This window comes from Kitasatospora sp. NPDC004531, assembly GCF_053602195.1.
The window spans coordinates 20,503-37,339 of sequence record NZ_JBSGDD010000043.1 but is presented as its reverse complement, the minus strand read 5'-3'; the positions used below and the strand labels follow the sequence as shown (position 1 = coordinate 37,339).

13 protein-coding genes and 1 riboswitch are annotated in these 16,837 nt (G+C 70.9%); of the genes, 11 read left to right on the top strand and 2 right to left on the bottom strand.

The features are described 5' to 3' along the window. Positions 1-343 precede the first annotated feature (343 nt). The 8 genes from ACWEMJ_RS18845 (at position 344) to ACWEMJ_RS18810 (ending at position 9,290) form a co-directional block, all read left to right on the top strand. Positions 344-1,636, top strand: coding sequence for an extracellular solute-binding protein (locus ACWEMJ_RS18845; protein ID WP_452138184.1), 1,293 nt, complete (start codon positions 344-346; stop codon positions 1,634-1,636). A gap of 160 nt (positions 1,637-1,796) precedes the next feature. Next, positions 1,797-2,786, top strand: coding sequence for a carbohydrate ABC transporter permease (locus ACWEMJ_RS18840; RefSeq protein ID WP_452138183.1), 990 nt, complete (start codon positions 1,797-1,799; stop codon positions 2,784-2,786). Next, entirely contained in the window at positions 2,783-3,703 is a 921-nt protein-coding gene (locus ACWEMJ_RS18835; protein ID WP_452138182.1) for a carbohydrate ABC transporter permease, read from the top strand. Before ACWEMJ_RS18840 ends, ACWEMJ_RS18835 begins: the two co-directional genes overlap by 4 nt. A 56-nt stretch (positions 3,704-3,759) precedes the next feature. After that, positions 3,760-5,340 (top strand): glycoside hydrolase family 3 protein, encoded by a 1,581-nt coding sequence (locus tag ACWEMJ_RS18830; RefSeq protein WP_452138181.1) that lies wholly within the window; start codon positions 3,760-3,762, stop codon positions 5,338-5,340. A 171-nt stretch (positions 5,341-5,511) separates the two neighbouring features. Further along, the gene (locus ACWEMJ_RS18825; RefSeq protein WP_452138180.1) at positions 5,512-6,297 is read left to right on the top strand and encodes a GntR family transcriptional regulator; all 786 of its coding nucleotides are present in this window, start codon (positions 5,512-5,514) and stop codon (positions 6,295-6,297) included. 159 nt (positions 6,298-6,456) lie between these two features. Then, entirely contained in the window at positions 6,457-6,759 is a 303-nt protein-coding gene (locus ACWEMJ_RS18820) for a DUF3311 domain-containing protein (RefSeq protein ID WP_452138179.1), read from the top strand. A 20-nt stretch (positions 6,760-6,779) separates the two neighbouring features. Continuing rightward, complete coding sequence (gene mctP, locus ACWEMJ_RS18815) at positions 6,780-8,375, top strand: monocarboxylate uptake permease MctP (protein ID WP_452138200.1); 1,596 nt, start codon at positions 6,780-6,782, stop codon at positions 8,373-8,375. 168 nt (positions 8,376-8,543) lie between these two features. Further along, entirely contained in the window at positions 8,544-9,290 is a 747-nt protein-coding gene (locus ACWEMJ_RS18810) for a histidine phosphatase family protein (RefSeq protein WP_452138178.1), read from the top strand. A 7-nt stretch (positions 9,291-9,297) separates the two neighbouring features. Here ACWEMJ_RS18810 and ACWEMJ_RS18805 read toward each other — a convergent pair whose 3' ends face one another. After that, on the bottom strand, positions 9,298-10,269 hold the full coding sequence (locus ACWEMJ_RS18805; RefSeq protein WP_452138177.1) for a helix-turn-helix domain-containing protein: 972 nt from the start codon (positions 10,267-10,269) through the stop codon (positions 9,298-9,300). 117 nt (positions 10,270-10,386) lie between these two features. Here ACWEMJ_RS18805 and ACWEMJ_RS18800 point away from each other — a divergent pair, with 117 nt between their 5' ends. The 3 genes from ACWEMJ_RS18800 (at position 10,387) to ACWEMJ_RS18790 (ending at position 14,741) form a co-directional block, all read left to right on the top strand. After that, positions 10,387-10,884 carry a GNAT family N-acetyltransferase gene (locus ACWEMJ_RS18800; RefSeq protein WP_452138176.1) on the top strand — a complete coding sequence of 166 codons (498 nt, stop codon included), beginning with the start codon at positions 10,387-10,389 and terminating at the stop codon, positions 10,882-10,884. 90 nt (positions 10,885-10,974) lie between these two features. After that, positions 10,975-11,135, top strand: a riboswitch (cobalamin riboswitch). A gap of 172 nt (positions 11,136-11,307) precedes the next feature. Then, positions 11,308-13,722: a ribonucleoside-diphosphate reductase subunit alpha gene (locus ACWEMJ_RS18795; protein ID WP_452138175.1), complete on the top strand. Its 2,415-nt coding sequence runs from the start codon at positions 11,308-11,310 to the stop codon at positions 13,720-13,722. Next, a complete protein-coding gene (locus ACWEMJ_RS18790) occupies positions 13,722-14,741 on the top strand; it encodes a ribonucleotide-diphosphate reductase subunit beta (protein ID WP_452138174.1) in 1,020 nt (339 codons plus the stop codon). The genes ACWEMJ_RS18795 and ACWEMJ_RS18790 overlap by 1 nt, the downstream gene beginning before the upstream one ends. Positions 14,742-14,827: 86 nt before the next feature. On the opposite strand, the gene ACWEMJ_RS18785 is transcribed toward ACWEMJ_RS18790, so the two are convergent. Further along, positions 14,828-16,804 (bottom strand): glycoside hydrolase domain-containing protein, encoded by a 1,977-nt coding sequence (locus ACWEMJ_RS18785; protein ID WP_452138173.1) that lies wholly within the window; start codon positions 16,802-16,804, stop codon positions 14,828-14,830. Positions 16,805-16,837: the final 33 nt, after the last annotated feature.

Below are 16,837 nucleotides of genomic sequence, written 5' to 3'. Positions count from 1 at the left end.
GCGATGCGTTCCGCCGTGGTCGATTCGCCCCGCCATATCCGGATCCGCCCCCGACTTGGTCCAGTCCAACACGGCCGAGTCAAGCGTTGATAACGGCTTGTGCAGACGCTTCGCGATCCCTTGACGCTCGTCATTGGTCCATGCCAATCTCCAGGCGTTGGTCTAAACCAATGGTCTACTCCACCTCACGGATCGGCCCGCCTGCCCCGGCAGTTCGTGTCCGTGTCATTCGGTGACGTTCCCCCTACGGCACGACGCAGCTTCAGGGCCCAGTGGCCCGGCAGCCCGGTGCCCTACCTTGCTCATCCCTCTGGAGGATGGTTTGAACCGCAAGATCGCAGCCGTGGCCGCCATTGCCACTGTGCTCGTCGCCTCGGCTTGCTCCTCGTCTTCGTCCAGCTCCGGCGGTGACAAGGCCACCCTGAGCAAGGACGGCAAGGGCAAGAAGATCACCGTCTGGCTGATGGACGACGCCCAGAAGCAGTGGCCGGGCGTGGTCGACGAGGCGAAGAAGGAGTTCACCGCCCAGACCGGCGCCGAGGTCGACATCCAGTGGCAGTCGTGGTCGAACTACACCACCAAGCTGGACACCGCGCTGCTCTCCGGCAACGCCCCCGACGCCCTGGAGATCGGCAACACCCAGGCCGCCAAGTACATCGACGCCGACTCGTTCGTCGACCTCACCTCGGTCAAGGGCCAGTTCGACAACTCGGACAAGTGGCTGGACTCGCTGGCCGCCTCCGGCCAGACCGCCGACGGCTCCAAGACCTACGCCGTCCCGTACTACGCCGGCGCCCGCGTCATGATCTACCGCAAGGACCTCTTCGAGGCCGCCGGTGTCACCCAGGCCCCGACCACCCTGGCCGAGCTGAAGGAGGCCCTGACCAAGGTCAAGGCCGCCAACGCGGGCACCCCGAACTTCTCCGCCCTGTACCTGCCGGGCAAGAACTGGTACACCGCCGTCTCCTTCGGCGCCGGCTCCTACGGCGTCAAGAACGTCATCGCCAAGAAGGACGGCGCCAAGTTCGCCAGCACCCTGAGCGACCCGAAGTTCGTCGAGGGCGTCGCCACCTGGGCCGACCTCCAGAAGAACTTCTCGACCGGTGGCACCACCTCCGACGAGACCGACCAGGACGCCCAGATGGCCAAGGGCAACATCGCCGCCATCATCGGCAACGGCTGGGAGGTCGGCTCGGTCACCGACGAGAAGAACGGCAACCCGGCCCTCAAGGACAAGCTCGCCACCATCGCCCTCCCGGGCGCGGCGGCCGGCGAGCCGACCCCGGCCTTCCTCGGCGGCTCCGACCTGGCCGTTCCGACCAACGCCAAGAACCCGGGCCTGGGCGCGACCTTCCTGCAGATCTTCACCAACACCGCGCAGCAGACCGCGCTCGCCAAGCACGCGATCCCGAACGCGAAGAACCTGGTCGACACCTACAAGAAGGCCGACCCGGCCAACGTCGCCGCCGGTGCCGCCGCCGAGGGCAAGACCTGGTTCATCCCGAACTCCCCGCTGTGGTCCGGCGCCAACGAGACCGCTCTGAAGGACGCCTTCGGCGCGATCGCCGCCGGTGGCGACCCGGCCGCCGAGCTCAAGAAGGCCGAGGGCGACGTCCTCAAGACCCTGAACGGCTGAGCTGACATCAGCTGATCCGCAGGTCGGCCCGGGGAGTCCGGAACTCCCCGGACGGACCACCGCACTGAGCGCCGGATAGGAGGTGGGCAGTCCGCAATCGCGCGGACTGCCCACCCGTGCGCCAGGACCGACCAGATCCGCGGGCCCGGGAAGGACCCTGATGAGTGTGACCACCAACGAGGCCGTGACCCGGCCCGAGAGCCAGGGGCCTGCCCCGGTGAAGAAGCCGCAGCGGCGCGGCCTCTTCGCGGGCGGCCAGTACATCCCCTACACCCTCCTGCTGCCCGCGGTCGTCGTGCTCGTGGGCGTTCTGGCGTACCCGGTGTACCGCCTGATCGACCTGTCGCTGCAGAACGTCAACCGCTACGCCCTGCTGGCCCACCCCGAGAAGGCCGAGTACATCGGCCTCGACGGGTTCACCAACGTGCTGGGCGACAGCGACTTCTGGGACGTGGTCCTGCGCTCGATCTACTTCACCACGGAGCTGGTCGTCGTCTCCATGGTGCTGAGCATGCTGATCGCGCTGCTGCTGGGCCGGGTCTCCAACTGGGTCCGGGTCACCGTCATCACCGTGATGATGTTCGTCTGGGCGATCCCGGCGCTGGTCAACGGCCAGGTCTTCCGCTGGCTGTTCGCGTCCAACGGCGGCGTGGTCGACTACATCGCCTACCTGATCACCGGCGACGAGAGCTGGAAGCACTACGACTGGTTCGGCGACCCGACCGTCGGCCTGTACGTGGTCGCCGCCGCCGTCGTCATCTGGGGCGCCCTGCCCTTCCTGGTCCTCGGCCTGTACGCCGCGCTCACCCAGGTGCCCAAGGAGCTGATGGAGGCCGCCAAGCTGGACGGCGCCAACAGCTTCCAGGCCTTCCGCCACGTGACCATCCCGGTCATCCGGCCCTTCCTGATGATCAGCACCGCGCTGAGCTTCATCTGGGACTTCCAGGTCTTCGCCCAGATCTTCTCGCTGCGCAACGCCGCCCCCGAGAAGGGCTACCGGACCATCGGCGTCTACCTGTACCAGCAGGGCGTCTCCGCCTCCCGGTACAGCGAAGCCTCGGTGATCTCGATCGTCATGATCCTCATGATGCTGGCGGTACTCGTGTTCTACATCCGCCAGATGCTCAAGATCGGAGCCAACGAGCGATGAGCAACGTCACGTCCCCCGCTCCGAAGACCCAGCAGCCGCCGGCTCCGGTCAAGAAGAAGAAGGTCAAGGAGACCGAGGTTGGCCGCAGCGGCGTCATGACCTGGGTCTGGAACACCCTCGCCCTGCTGTTCGCGGTCGTGATGGCGTTCCCGATCTACTGGATGATCATCACCACGTTCAAGACGAACAAGGACCTGATCTCCCAGGACCCGACGTTCTGGCCGTCCGCGTTCTCGCTGGACAGCTACAAGACGATCTTCGACGACAAGGAATTCCTGCCGGCCCTGCAGAACACCCTGATCCTCACGCTCGGCGCGGTGGTCCTCGGTGTCGCGGTCGGCTTCCTCGCCGCCGTCGCGGTGGCCCGGTTCAACTTCCGCGGCCGCAGCTTCTTCATCGTCACCATGCTGGTGGTCCAGATGGTGCCGCTGATGGCGATCCTCATCCCGCTGTTCGTGGTGATGAACGGCGCCCACATGACCGGAAGCCTGATCGGCGTCGTCTTCGCCTACCTGGTCTTCACCGTCCCGTACGTGATCTGGACGCTGCGCTCGTTCATCGTCAACATCCCGGCGGAGCTGGACGAGGCCGCCATGGTCGACGGCTGCACCCAGTGGGGCGCGTTCTTCCGCGTCATCCTGCCGCTCACCCTGCCCGGCCTGGTCACCACCGCGGTCTACAGCTGGATCCAGGCGTGGAACGAGTTCGTCGTCGCCAGCACCCTGCTGAACAGCAGCGGCGGCTCCAAGACCTCGATGATCTGGCTGACGTTCTACTCCTCCACGCCGACCCGGGCCGCGGACTACGGCTCGCAGATGGCCGGCGGTCTGCTGGTCTCGCTGCCCGTGATCATCCTGTTCGTGTTCTTCCAGAAGAAGGTGTCGGCGGGTCTCACCGCCGGTGCGGTCAAGGGCTGAGTCCCCTTCCACACCCCAATCGCACCTGAAGCACCTCCACCCCCAGGGAAGGAAACATGGCGATGCCCGGTACGGAAAGCGCCGAACTCCTGCGCGACGCCGGAGCGGTCCTGCAGCCCGGCTTCGCCGGTCTGACCGCGCCCGAGTGGCTGCGCCGCAGACTGGGCGACGGCGAACTCGGCGGCGTCGCCCTGTTCGGCCGCAACATCCGCACCCCGCAGCAGGTCGCCGCGCTGACCGCGGAGATGTACGCGCTCAACGGCGACCTGCTGATCGCCATCGACGAGGAGGGCGGCGACGTCACCCGCCTCGAAGTGACCAGCGGCTCCTCCTACCCGGGGAACCTGGCGCTCGGCGAGGTCGACGACACCGACCTCACCGAGCGGGTCGCCCGCTCCATCGGGTTCGACCTGGCCGCCGTCGGCGTGAACCTCAACTACGCGCCCGACGCGGACGTCAACTCCAACCCCGACAACCCGGTGATCGGCGTCCGCTCCTTCGGCGGCGACGGCGACCTGGCGGCCCGGCACACCGCCGCGTACATCCGCGGCCTGCAGTCGGCCGGCGTCGCGGCCTGCGCCAAGCACTTCCCCGGCCACGGCGACACCGCCGGCGACTCGCACCTCGGGCTGCCCCGGATCGACCTGGCCGCCGAGCAGTTCGGCCAGCACCTGCTGCCCTTCAAGGCCGCCATCGCGGCCGGCGCGAAGAGCATCATGACGGCGCACATCCTGTTCGACGCCTACGACGCCGCGCTGCCCGCCACCATGTCGCAGCGGATCCTCACCGGCCTGCTCCGCGAGGAGCTCGGCTTCGACGGGCTGATCGTCACCGACGGCATCGAGATGGGCGCCATCTCCGGCACCCACGGCGTCGCGGCCGGCTCGGTGCGGGCCGTCGCGGCCGGCGCCGACACCATCTGCGTCGGCGGCGGCCTGCAGGACGAGGACGCCTTCGTGTACCTGCGCGACGCGCTGGTCTGGGCGGTCCGCGAGGGCCGGCTGTCCGCCGAGCGGCTGCACGAGGCCGCCGAGCGCAACCGGGCGGTGGCCCGCTGGTCCGCCGACCTGCGCGCCTCGCTGGTGGGCGAGCAGGGCGAGGTCGGGGTCGGCCTGGCCGCCGCCCGCCGGGCGCTGCGGATCACCGGCGAGCTGCGCCCGCTGGGCGGCGTCCCGCACGTGGTGGAGTTCTCCCCCGGCGCGAACATCGCGGCCGGCGAGGACACCCCGTGGGGCGTGGCCGGCCCGCTGGCCGAGCTGGTCCCCGGCACCACCTCCAGCCGGGTCTCCCCGCCCGCCACCGTGACCGAGGGCTCCGGCCTGCTGCACGTGGCGGTCGCCGCCGAGGACGCCGAGATCGACACCGCCCCGCTGCTGGGCGCGGCGGTGGGCCGTCCGCTGGTGCTGGTGGTGCGCGACGTGCACCGCCACTCCTGGATGCGCCGGGCCGCGCTCGCCCTGGTGGAGCACCGTCCGGACGCCGTGGTGGTGGAGATCGGCACCGCCCACGGCCTGGCCGACCTGTTCGCCCCGCACGGCGTCACCACCCTTGCCACGTACGGCGGTTCGCGGGTCTGCGCGATCGCCGCGGCGGAGGCGCTGGCCGGACTCGCGGTGACCGCGGCCGCCGCCGGCTGAGACACTCGGGTACGGGCCCGGGCGGGCGCCAGGCGCACCGTTCCGGGCCCGTCGCATGCCGGTTTGCCCGCAGGCGCTCCCGCTTGCTTCCCCGCGCGTGCAACCATGTGCTGTTACATAGGACTTAGGGGTCCCTTAAGGCCCCGTCTCCAACGAGGAGTGAGAGCTGCCATGAGTGGCGACAGGGATTCGGCGGCGCTCGCCGAGGGCTCCACGGTGCCGACCCAGACCGGCCCTGCCACCACCACGGCCCGGGTGCCCAAGTACTACGGGTTGAAGCGGCACCTGCTGCAGCTGACCGAGACCCAGCCGGCCGGCACCCCGGTCCCGCCGGAGCGGGCGCTGGCCGCCCAGTTCGACACCTCCCGCACCACCGTCCGGCAGGCCCTGCAGGAGCTGGTGGTCGAGGGCCGGCTGGAGCGCATCCAGGGCAAGGGCACCTTCGTCGCCAAGCCGAAGGTCGCCCAGGCCCTGCAACTGACCTCGTACACCGAGGACATGCGCGCCCAGGGCCTGGAGCCCACCTCCCGGCTGGTCGAGGTCGCCTACATCTCAGCGGACGAGCGGCTCGCCCCGCTGCTGGACATCAAGCCCGGCGGGCGCGTGCTGCGCATCGAGCGCCTGCGGCTCGCCAACGGCGACCCGATGGCCATCGAGGTGGCGCACCTGTCGGCCAAGCGCTTCCCCGCGCTCCGGCGCAACCTCGCCAAGCACAACTCGCTGTACACCGCGCTCCGCGAGGTCTACGGCGTGACGGTCGCGGAGGCCGAGGAGACCATCGAGACCACCCTCGCCAACCCGCGCGAGGCCGGCCTGCTCGGCTCCGACCTGGGGCTGCCGATGCTGCAGCTGTCCCGGCACTCCTTCGACGCGGACGGCGCGCCGGTGGAGTGGGTGCGGTCGATCTACCGCGGCGACCGCTACAAGTTCACCACCAGGCTGCAGCGGCCCGAATAGCCGTCGGACAACACGAAGTTGACAGGGTAGTGACACAGCTCACTCCGCTGCCCTACTCTCGCGGGGACCTTTCGATCACCGAAGGTACTGCTCGGCGGACGTGCAGCGATGTGCGGTGCGGTGCCAGTGAGGTGACTCCTCGTCATCCGGGAGCCGCTCGTGTCGTCTCAATCGCCATCCGCGGGCGCACTGCCCGCGGTCTCCCCCGCCCGGGTGCTGGCAGGCCTGTGCCTGCTGGTGCCGATCGTGGTGGTGCTGTGGGTGCCGTCGTACGCCAAGGCCGAGCCGGCGCTCGGCGGCATGCCGTTCTTCTACTGGTACCAGCTGCTGTGGGTGCCGCTGTCGGCGGTGTTCACCACCTCCGCGTACTTCCTGCTGCGGCGTGACGAGGCGGCCCGCAGGGCCGCCTCGGCGAAGCCGCTGCCGGTGCCGTCCCAGCCGGACGGGGGTGAGCAGTCGTGAAGCACGTGGACTGGACCGCGATGACGGTCTTCCTGCTGTTCTTCGCCGCCGTCACCGTGATGGGCTTCCTGGCCTCGCGCTGGCGCCGGGCGGACAACGCCCAGCACCTGCACGAGTGGGGCCTGGGCGGCCGCAGCTTCGGGACCTGGATCACCTGGTTCCTGCTGGGCGGCGACCTGTACACGGCGTACACCTTCATCGCGGTGCCGGCGGCGGTCTACGCGACCGGCGCGGCGGGCTTCTTCGCGGTGCCGTACACGATCGTCGCGTACCCGCTGGTGTTCCTGATCCTGCCCCGGCTGTGGTCGGTGTCGCGGGTGCACGGCTACGTGACGCCGGCGGACTTCGTGCGCGGCCGGTACGGCTCGCGCGGGCTGTCGGTGGCGGTGGCGCTGACCGGCATCCTGGCGACCATGCCGTACGTGGCGCTGCAGCTGGTGGGCATCCAGGCGGTGCTGGACGTGCTGGGCGTGGGCGGCACCGGGAACTGGTTCCTGCAGGACCTGCCGCTGTTCCTGGCGTTCGGCGTGCTGGCCGCGTACACGTACTCCTCGGGCCTGCGGGCGCCGGCGCTGATCGCCTTCGTCAAGGACACCCTGGTGTACGTGGTGATCCTGGTCGCGGTGATCTACATCCCGATGCGGCTGGGCGGCTACGGGCACATCTTCGACGCGGCGGCGCACAAGTTCCAGCCCGACCCCGCGACCGGGAAGTCCTCCGGGTCGCTGATCATCGCGACGGCCTCGCAGTGGCAGTACGCGACGCTGGCGTTCGGGTCGGCGCTGGCGCTGTTCATGTACCCGCACTCGGTGACGGGCGTGCTGGCGGCGAAGTCCCGGAACACGGTGCGCCGCAACATGGCGATCCTGCCGACGTACTCGCTGATGCTGGGCCTGCTGGCGCTGCTGGGCTTCATGGCGATCGCCGCCGGGGTGAGCCGGGGCGACAAGAAGTTCAATGCCCAGCTGGCGGTGCCGCAGCTGTTCGCGGACATGTTCCCGAGCTGGTTCACGGGCGTGGCGTTCGCGGCGATCGGGGTGGGCGCGCTGGTGCCGGCCGCGATCATGTCGATCGCGGCGGCGAACCTGTTCACCCGCAACGTCTACAAGGAGTTCGTGAAGCCGGACGCGACGCCGGCCGACGAGACCCGGGTGGCGAAGATCGCCTCGCTGCTGGTGAAGGTCGGCGCGCTGGCGTTCGTGCTGGTGATGGACAAGCAGGCGGCGATCAACATGCAGCTGCTGGGCGGCGTGTGGATCCTGCAGACCGCGGTGGCGCTGGTGGCGGGCCTGTTCACCCGCTGGTTCCACCGCTGGGCGCTGCTGGCCGGCTGGGCGGTCGGCATGGTCTACGGCACCTGGAAGGCGTACGGGATCTCGTCGGCGGCCACCAAGCACTTCGGCGGGTCGGCGGCGCAGATCCCGGTGCTCGGGGAGGTCGGGTACATCGGCCTGACCGGGTTCGTGCTGAACCTGCTCGTCGCGGTGGTGCTGACGCTGGTGCTGCGGGCCGTGAAGGCCCCGGAGGGGACCGACGAGACCTCGAAGGCCGACTACTCCGCGGAGGCCGGCGACGAGGCCGTGGAGCGGGCCCCGCAGCCCACGCTGGCGCACTGACGCGTGCGGGGGCGCAACTCGCCCCCGAATGCGCCCTTGGGTCGCGCCGTTGCCTCGATCGACACCCGGGTGACGGCGCGATCATCTGTTATGACCGCCTTTTTCGGGAGAGACCGGGGAGAAGACGAGCACCACCGACGCAGCACCGACAACGGGGAGCCACCGCCAATGACCGACCTCACCACGGTACGCACCGGGCACCGCACCCAGACCGACGGCGGACGGCGGCTGCCGTCGGTGCTGATCGCCACCCGGCACGGCGAGTCCACGGCCAACGTGGAGTTCCGGCACGCGGACTCCACCGGTGCGCTGACCGTCCCGATCACCAGCCGGGACGCCGACATCCCGCTGTCCATGCGCGGCCAGGCCCAGGCCGTCGACCTGGGCCGCTGGTGGGCCGCCCTGCCGCCCGCCGACCGGCCCCGCTCGGTGTGGTGCTCCCCGTACGTGCGAACGGTGGAGACCGCGAGAATCGCCCTGGCCCAGGCGTCCGGCCTGGGCGCCGTCCCGGTGGGCCTGCCGGTGCGGTACGACGAGCGGCTGCGCGACCGCGAGCTGGGCGTGCTGGAGATGCTCACCAAGGCCGCCATCGAACGCGACCACCCCGCCGAGGCGGAGCGCCGCCGGCGGATGGGCGAGCTGTACTACCGGCCGCCGGGCGGCGAGTCCTGGCTGGACGTGGCGCTGCGGGTGCGCGGCCTGCTGCGCGACCTGGGCGAGGAGGAGGCGGGCCGCCCGGTGCTGCTGGTCGCGCACGACTGCACGGTGCTGATGCTGCGTCACGTGCTGGACCGCCTCGGCGAGGAGGAGCTGCTGGCGCTGCCGCCGGTCGCCAACTGCTCGACCAGCGTGTGGCGGGCGCGCGAGGGCCGGCTGCGCCCGTCCGGCTGGAACCAGACCGGGCACCTGTCCTGACCGACCGTCAGCCCGCGCGGAGCCCGGCCTTCCGGCCGGGGCCGCCGAAGGCCCGCCGGTAGGCCTGCGGGGTGGTGCCGACCCGGCGGCCGAAGTGGTGCCGCAGGGTGGCGGCGTTGCCGAAGCCGCAGCGGGCGGCGACGGCGTCCACGCTCTCGTCGGTGGACTCCAGCAGGCGCTGCGCGAACAGCACCCGCTGGCCGGTCAGCCAGCGGTGCGGGGTGGTGCCGGTCTCCTGCTGGAAGCGCCGGGCGAAGGTGCGCGGGGACATGTGGGCGTGCCGCGCGAGGTCGTCCACGCTGGTCTCGCGCTCCAGGTGGCGGCGCATCCACTCCAGGGTGCCCGCCAGCGAGTCGCCGCCGGCCGGCAGCGGGCGGTTGACGAACTGGGCCTGCCCGCCGTCGCGGTGCGGGGCGACCACCATCCGGCGGGCGATCTCCCGGGCCACCTCGGCGCCCTGCACCTTGCGCACCAGGTGCAGGCAGGCGTCGATGCCGGCGGCGGTGCCGGCCGAGGTGATCACCGGGTCGTCGTCCACGTACAGCACGTCGGGTTCGACGGTGGTCAGCGGGAAGCGCTCGGCCATCAGCTCGGCGTGCCGCCAGTGGGTGGTGCTGCGCCGCCCGTCGAGCAGGCCGGCGGCGCCGAGCAGGAAGCTGCCGGAGCAGATCGACAGCAGGTACGCGCCGCGCGCGTACGCGGCCCGCAGCGCCTCGCAGAGGGCCTCGGGGTAGTGCTCGCGGATGCCGGTGGCGGTGGCGATCACCAGGTCGGCCTCGGCGATCCGCTCCGGGCCGTACGGGACGTGGACGTCGTAGCCGGCGTGGGTGCGCATCGGCCCGGGCCGGTCGCCGACCAGGCCGAACTCGTACACCGGCAGGCCGCAGTCGCCGCGGTCCAGGCCGAACACCTCGCAGGCCACGCCCAGTTCGAAGGGGTGGACCTCCTCCAGCACGACCGCCGCGACGTTCCTCAGCACCCGGCCAGCATGGCAGTGGCAGGATGTCGGGGCAACCGCGTGTTCCTGCCAGGCTGCGGCGGAACGTCACCGGGACCTGGCCGACCGGCGCCGCGGGCCGTCCGGCACACTGTCCGGATGCACTCCCCGATCGTCCGCCGCGCCCTCGACCACGACCTCGCCGGAGCCGGGGAGGTGAGCGTCGAAGCCTTCGTCGGCGACGGCCACACCCGCCCCGACTCCGACTACGTCGAGCTCCTGCGGGACGCCGCGCGGCGCAACCGGGAGGCCGAGCTGCTGGTCGCCGTGGACGGCGCGGGCGGGCCGGTGCTCGGCTGTGTGACCTTCGCGACGGGCGGCACCGCGTGGGCGGACATCGCGCGCCCGGACGAGGGCGAGATCCGGATGCTGGCGGTCGGCGCGGCGGCCCGCGGGCGCGGCGTCGGCCGGGCGCTGGTGTCCGCGGCGATCGCCCGCAGCCGGGAACTCGGCCTGGCCGGGATGGCGTTCTCCACCCGGCCGGCGATGACCGCGGCGCACCGGATCTACGATGCTCTGGGCTTCCTCCGCACCCCCGAACGGGACTGGACGGCGGCCCCCGGGGTGGACCTGATGGTCTACACGATGCGGTTCTGAGGCGGTTTCGCGGCGGTTTCGCGGGGGTTCCCCGACGGCTCCGGCGCGGTTCCCGTTGTCTACGCGCGGCACCACGACGCGACACGCGCTACTACATCTGGTGCCGCCAGCTCCAGCCGCCACAACATGTATGCTCGACCTCGCTGTCGAAGCAGGGGAACCCGGTGCGAATCCGGGACTGCCCCGCAACGGTGAGCGGGCTGTAGCGACGCCCGCGCAGTCCGAGGACCTGCTGACGGTGTGCGACACGGCATCCCCGCAGACGCCATGCAGCACTGTTTTGCCGTCCGGCCTCGCGGGCGGGCCGGGGGTGGGTCATTCGCGCGCCGATCGAGCGTTTTCGGCGTGCCGTCCTCCCCTGTCTCCCGTGTGCCACCGGACACCCCGAGCCACGTCCGTCGCCGCCACAGGAGAGAGTGCGCCTTGACCGTCGCCGCCTCAGTCACCCTGCCGTCCCAGGGTGCCCCCGTCGCCTTCACCGACCCCGGTGCGGCGCTGCTTCGGCTGCTCACCGACCGCAGCACCGACCTCCCCCAGGTGGACCCCGGCCACGTCGCCGCCGCCGCGCTGCGCGGCCGCCACGCCGGCTCGGACTTCGCCGAGCTGCGGGGGCTGGCCGTGGAGGCCGCCGCGTCGATGATCGCCGAGGACCCGCAGTACTCGAAGCTGGCCGCCCGCCTGCTGGCGATGGAGATCGCCGACGAGGCCGCCACACAGGGCGTCACCTCGTTCTCCGCCTCGATCGCCGTCGGCCACGCCGAGGGCCTGATCGGCGACGCCACCGCCGAGCTGGTCGCCGCCCACGCCGCGCTGTTCGACTCGCTGATCGACGACTCCGCCGACGACCGCTTCGAGTACTTCGGCCTGCGCACCGTGCAGTCCCGCTACCTGCTGCGCCACCCGATCACCCGCAAGGTGGTCGAGACCCCGCAGCACTTCCTGCTGCGCGTGGCGGCGGGCCTGGCGGTCGGCGACTCCGAGCAGTCGGTGCTGGAGGTGGCCGAGCTCTACCGGCTGATGAGCCGCCTGGAGTACCTGACCAGCTCCCCCACGCTGTTCAACTCCGGCACCCGGCACCCGCAGATGTCCTCCTGCTACCTGCTGGACTCGCCGCTGGACAACCTGGACTCGATCTACAACCGCTACGCGCAGATCGCCCGGCTGTCCAAGCACGCCGGCGGCATCGGCCTGTCCTACTCCCGGATCCGCTCCCGCGGCTCGCTGATCCGCGGCACCAACGGCAAGTCGAACGGCATCGTCCCGTTCCTGCGCACCCTGGACTCCTCCGTGGCGGCGGTCAACCAGGGCGGACGGCGCAAGGGCGCGGCCTGCGTGTACCTGGAGACCTGGCACGCCGACATCGAGGAGTTCCTGGAGCTCCGCGACAACACCGGCGAAGAGGCCCGCCGCACCCACAACCTGAACCTGGCGCACTGGATCCCGGACGAGTTCATGCGCCGCGTGAACGCCGACCAGGACTGGTCGCTGTTCTCCCCGGCGGACGTCCCCGAGCTGGTCGACCTGTGGGGCGAGGAGTTCGACGAGGCCTACCGCAAGGCCGAGCAGGCCGGCAAGGCCGTCCGCACCATCCCCGCGCAGACCCTGTACGCCCGGATGATGCGCACCCTGGCGCAGACCGGCAACGGCTGGATGACCTTCAAGGACGCCTCCAACCGGGCCGCCAACCAGACCGCGCTGCCGGGCCGCACGGTGCACTCCTCCAACCTGTGCACCGAGATCCTGGAGGTCACCGACGACTCCGAGACCGCGGTCTGCAACCTGGGCTCGGTCAACCTGGGCGCGCACGTCGCCCCGGGCGCCTCGGCGGACGACCTGCTGGGCGCGATGGACTGGGACCGCCTGGACGCCACCGTGCGCACCGCGGTCACCTTCCTCGACCGCGTGATCGACATCAACTTCTACCCGACCACCGAGGCCGGGGCGTCCAACTCCCGCTGGCGGCCGGTCGGCCTCGGCGTGATGGGCCTGCAGGACGTCTTCTTCAAGCTGCGGCTGGACTTCGACTCCGCCGAGGCGAAGCAGCTGTCCACGCTGATCGCCGAGCGCATCATGCTCACCGCGTACGAGCGCTCCGCGGACCTCGCCGAGCAGTTCGGCCGCCACGAGGCGTACGGCGAGACCCGCGCCGCCCGCGGCCAGCTGCACATCGACCACTTCGGCTCCGCCGCCCCGCAGTGGACCGGCCGCTGGGACGCGCTGCGCGCCCGGATCGCCGAGACCGGCCTGCGCAACTCGCTGCTGCTGGCGATCGCCCCGACCGCGACCATCGCGTCCATCGCCGGCGTCTACGAGTGCATCGAGCCGCAGGTGTCCAACCTGTTCAAGCGCGAGACGCTGTCCGGCGAGTTCCTCCAGGTCAACCCGTACCTGGTGCGCGAGCTGAAGGAGCTCGGCGTCTGGGACCAGCAGACCCGGGACTCGCTGCGCGAGGCCAACGGCTCCGTGCAGGACTTCAAGTGGCTGCCGGAGGAGGTCCGTTCGCTGTACCGCACCGCGTGGGAGCTCCCGCAGCGCGCGCTGATCGACCTGGCCGCCGCCCGGCAGCCGTACATCGACCAGAGCCAGTCGCTGAACCTGTTCATGGCGGCGCCGACCATCGGCAAGCTGTCCTCGATGTACGCCTACGCGTGGAAGGTCGGCCTCAAGACCACCTACTACCTGCGCTCCCGTCCCGCGACCCGGATCGCCCAGGCCGCGTCGGGCGCCGCCCGCACCGCCGCGCCCGTGCCGGTGCAGACCCCGACCCTCAGCCAGGCCGAGCAGGACGCCATCGCCTGCTCCCTGGAGAACCCCGAGTCCTGCGAGGCGTGCCAGTAATGAGCTCCGAAGACCAGAAGAAGATGCTGCTCGACCCGGGCTTCGAGCTGACCCTGCGTCCGATGCGCTACCCGTCGTTCTACGACCGGTACCGGGACGCGATCAAGAACACCTGGACCGTCGAGGAGGTGGACCTGCACTCCGACGTCGCCGACCTCGCCAAGCTCTCCGAGGGCGAGCGGCACATGATCGGCCGGCTGGTCGCGTTCTTCGCCACCGGTGACTCGATCGTCTCGAACAACGTGGTGCTGAGCCTCTACAAGCACATCAACTCGCCGGAGGCGCGGCTCTACCTGTCGCGGCAGCTGTTCGAGGAGGCCGTGCACGTCCAGTTCTACCTGACGCTGCTGGACACCTACCTGCCCGACCCGGACGACCGGGCGGCGGCGTTCGCGGCGGTGGAGAACATCCCCTCCATCGCGCAGAAGGCCCAGTTCTGCTTCAAGTACATGAACGCGGTCGACCACATCGACTCGCTGCGGAGCAAGGAGGACCGGCGGGCCTTCCTGCTGAACCTGATCTGCTTCGCGGCCTGCGTCGAGGGCCTGTTCTTCTACGGCGCGTTCGCCTACGTGTACTGGTTCCGCAGCCGCGGCCTGCTGCACGGCCTGGCGACCGGCACCAACTGGGTGTTCCGCGACGAGTCCATGCACATGGACTTCGCGTTCTCGGTGGTCGACACCGTCCGCGAGGAGGAGCCCGACCTCTTCGACGACAAGATGGCCCAGCAGGTCACCGAGATGCTGGAGGAGGCCGTCGAGGCCGAGCTCCAGTTCGCCCAGGACCTGTGCGGTGACGGCCTGCCCGGCATGAACACCGAGTCGATGCGCCAGTACCTGGAGGCCGTCGCCGACCAGCGCCTGGCCCGGCTCGGCCTGCCGATCCGCTACGGCTCGACCAACCCGTTCGGGTTCATGGAGCTGCAGAACGTCCAGGAGCTGACCAACTTCTTCGAGCGCCGGGTCTCCGCGTACCAGGTCGCCGTCGAGGGCTCGGTCTCCTTCGACGACGACTTCTAGGCCGGCGCCCGAACGGCCCGAGGGCCGCACCCCCGCCGCTGAGCGGGGGTGCGGCCCTCGGCCGTTGTCCGGAGCCGGCCTTCGCGTCACTGGCCGTAGGTGCTGGTGGCCCAGAGCGGGCCGCCGGTGGCCGGGCCGCCGCCCTGGCGGTAGACCACGAAGTTGCCGTCGTCCTGCAGCAGCCCGTACGCGCCCGGGTTGTTGTAGGAGCTGCTCTGCCAGAGGGCGCCGGTGGTGGTGCCGGCCTTGTAGATCACCAGGTTGCCGTCGGGCTGCATGAAGAGGTACGCGCCCGGGTTGTTGTAGGTGTAGCTGGTCCACAGCACGCTGTTGTCGCTGCGGCGGTAGAGCACCAGGTTGCCGTCGTCCTGCATGACCATGCGGACGGTCGCCGACTGGGTCCACTGGTTCTTGGACAGCTGCTGCCCGGAGAAGATCGTGGTCGACAGCGCCCCGGTGTAGCTGGCCCACAGCGCGCCGGTGCCCTGGCCGCCGCCCTGGCGGTAGACCACGAAGTTGCCGTCGTCCTGCAGCGTCGCGTACGCGCCGGCGCTCGCGGTGGTGGTGGCCCACAGCGCGCCGCCGTTGCCCGGGCCGCCGTCGGCGCGGTAGATCACCAGGTTGCCGTCGTCCTGCATGACCGCGTAGGCGCCGGCGTTGCCGTAGGTGTTGGTGCTCCACAGCGGACGGCTGCCGGTGCCGGCCTTCAGGTAGGCGACCAGGTTGCCGTCGGCCTGCATGGTCAGCGTCATCGAGTCGCTGGTCAGGCTCTGACCCGAGGCGAGCCGCTGGCCGGGCTTCAGGGTGTTGCCGGAGGCCTTCGAGGTGACGTCCAGGTAGTTGGCGTCGATGGCCATGCTGACGCCGCCGTAGGACTCGGTGACGTTGCCGGAGTACTGGTGGCCGCGGCGGCCGCCGGTCCACTGGCCGGCGCCGGCGGGCAGGCCCATGCCGGCGTCGGTGACGTCGTGGTGGGAGTTCCAGGCGGCGGCCCACAGCACGTCGGCCTGCGGGTAGGAGCTGTCGTTGTACCGGGCGGAGAGGTCCTTCACACCGCTGGCCGCGCCGGTGTAGACGCCCGCGCGGTAGCCCTTGCTGTGCAGCTGCGCCGTCCAGCCGGCCAGGTAGGCGACGACCCGGTCGCGGTAGACGTTGGAGTCGTAGCCCTCCATGTCGTTGTAGAGCACGGCGCCGGGCTGGAAGCCGAGGCCGTTGGCCTTGGCGATCGCGTCGTCGGCGGCGGCGGTGCCCTGCTGGCGGGCGACCACCGGGTCGGCGTCGACCAGCAGGTTGCCGATCGAGGCCTGACGGCCGACGTACAGCGGCATGAAGCCCCAGCCCTCGGCGTTGCGGGCGTCCACCCAGCTCTTCGCCGGCGAGGCGCAGGCCTGCGCGGGGCCGCCGATGTACACGCCGACGCCCCGGTACAGGGAGTTCGCGGCCCAGGTCGACATGGTGGCGTCCGACGGCGCGGCGCAGCGGTCGAAGGCGAAGCCGGCGATGTCGGTGCGCGGGGCGCCGGTCACGGCGGCGGTCCTGGGGGCGGCCGGCGCGACGGCGTGGGCGTCGGCGTCGAGGCTCGCGGTCTCCAGGATCCGCCGGACCTGGTCGGAGGAGGTGGCGTAGGTCGCCGTCACCTCAAGGCCGGAGGAGCCGAGCCGGGCCTGGATCTGGCGGCCGGCCTCGGCCTCGTCGAGGACGCCCTGTCCGACCGGCCGGCCCGGGACGACGGTGCCCTGCGTGCGGCCGCTCACGGCGGGCTGGATCAGCAGCCCGTCGGCGTGGCCGGGCGCGAGGTGCACCGGACAGTTCTGGTTCGCACCCGGGGTGCCCAGGTAGACGGCGTTCACGTCGAACCGGACGCAGGTGTCGGGCTTCGCGGCCAGGTCGATGACCGGCCAGTCGGCGGGTACCTGGGCGTGGAAGCCCTGGTAGTCGACCTGCTTGGTGCCCTTGTTCGCAGTCGGCTGGCCCCCCGAGGCCCAGGCGCTGGGAACGGCCGTGGCCAGTCCGGTGACGGCAAGCGCGATGATCGCGGCCCGCCCTGCTGTACGACGCTGCATGGTGTTGTGCCCCGCCCCTTGTGTCGTGTCTCT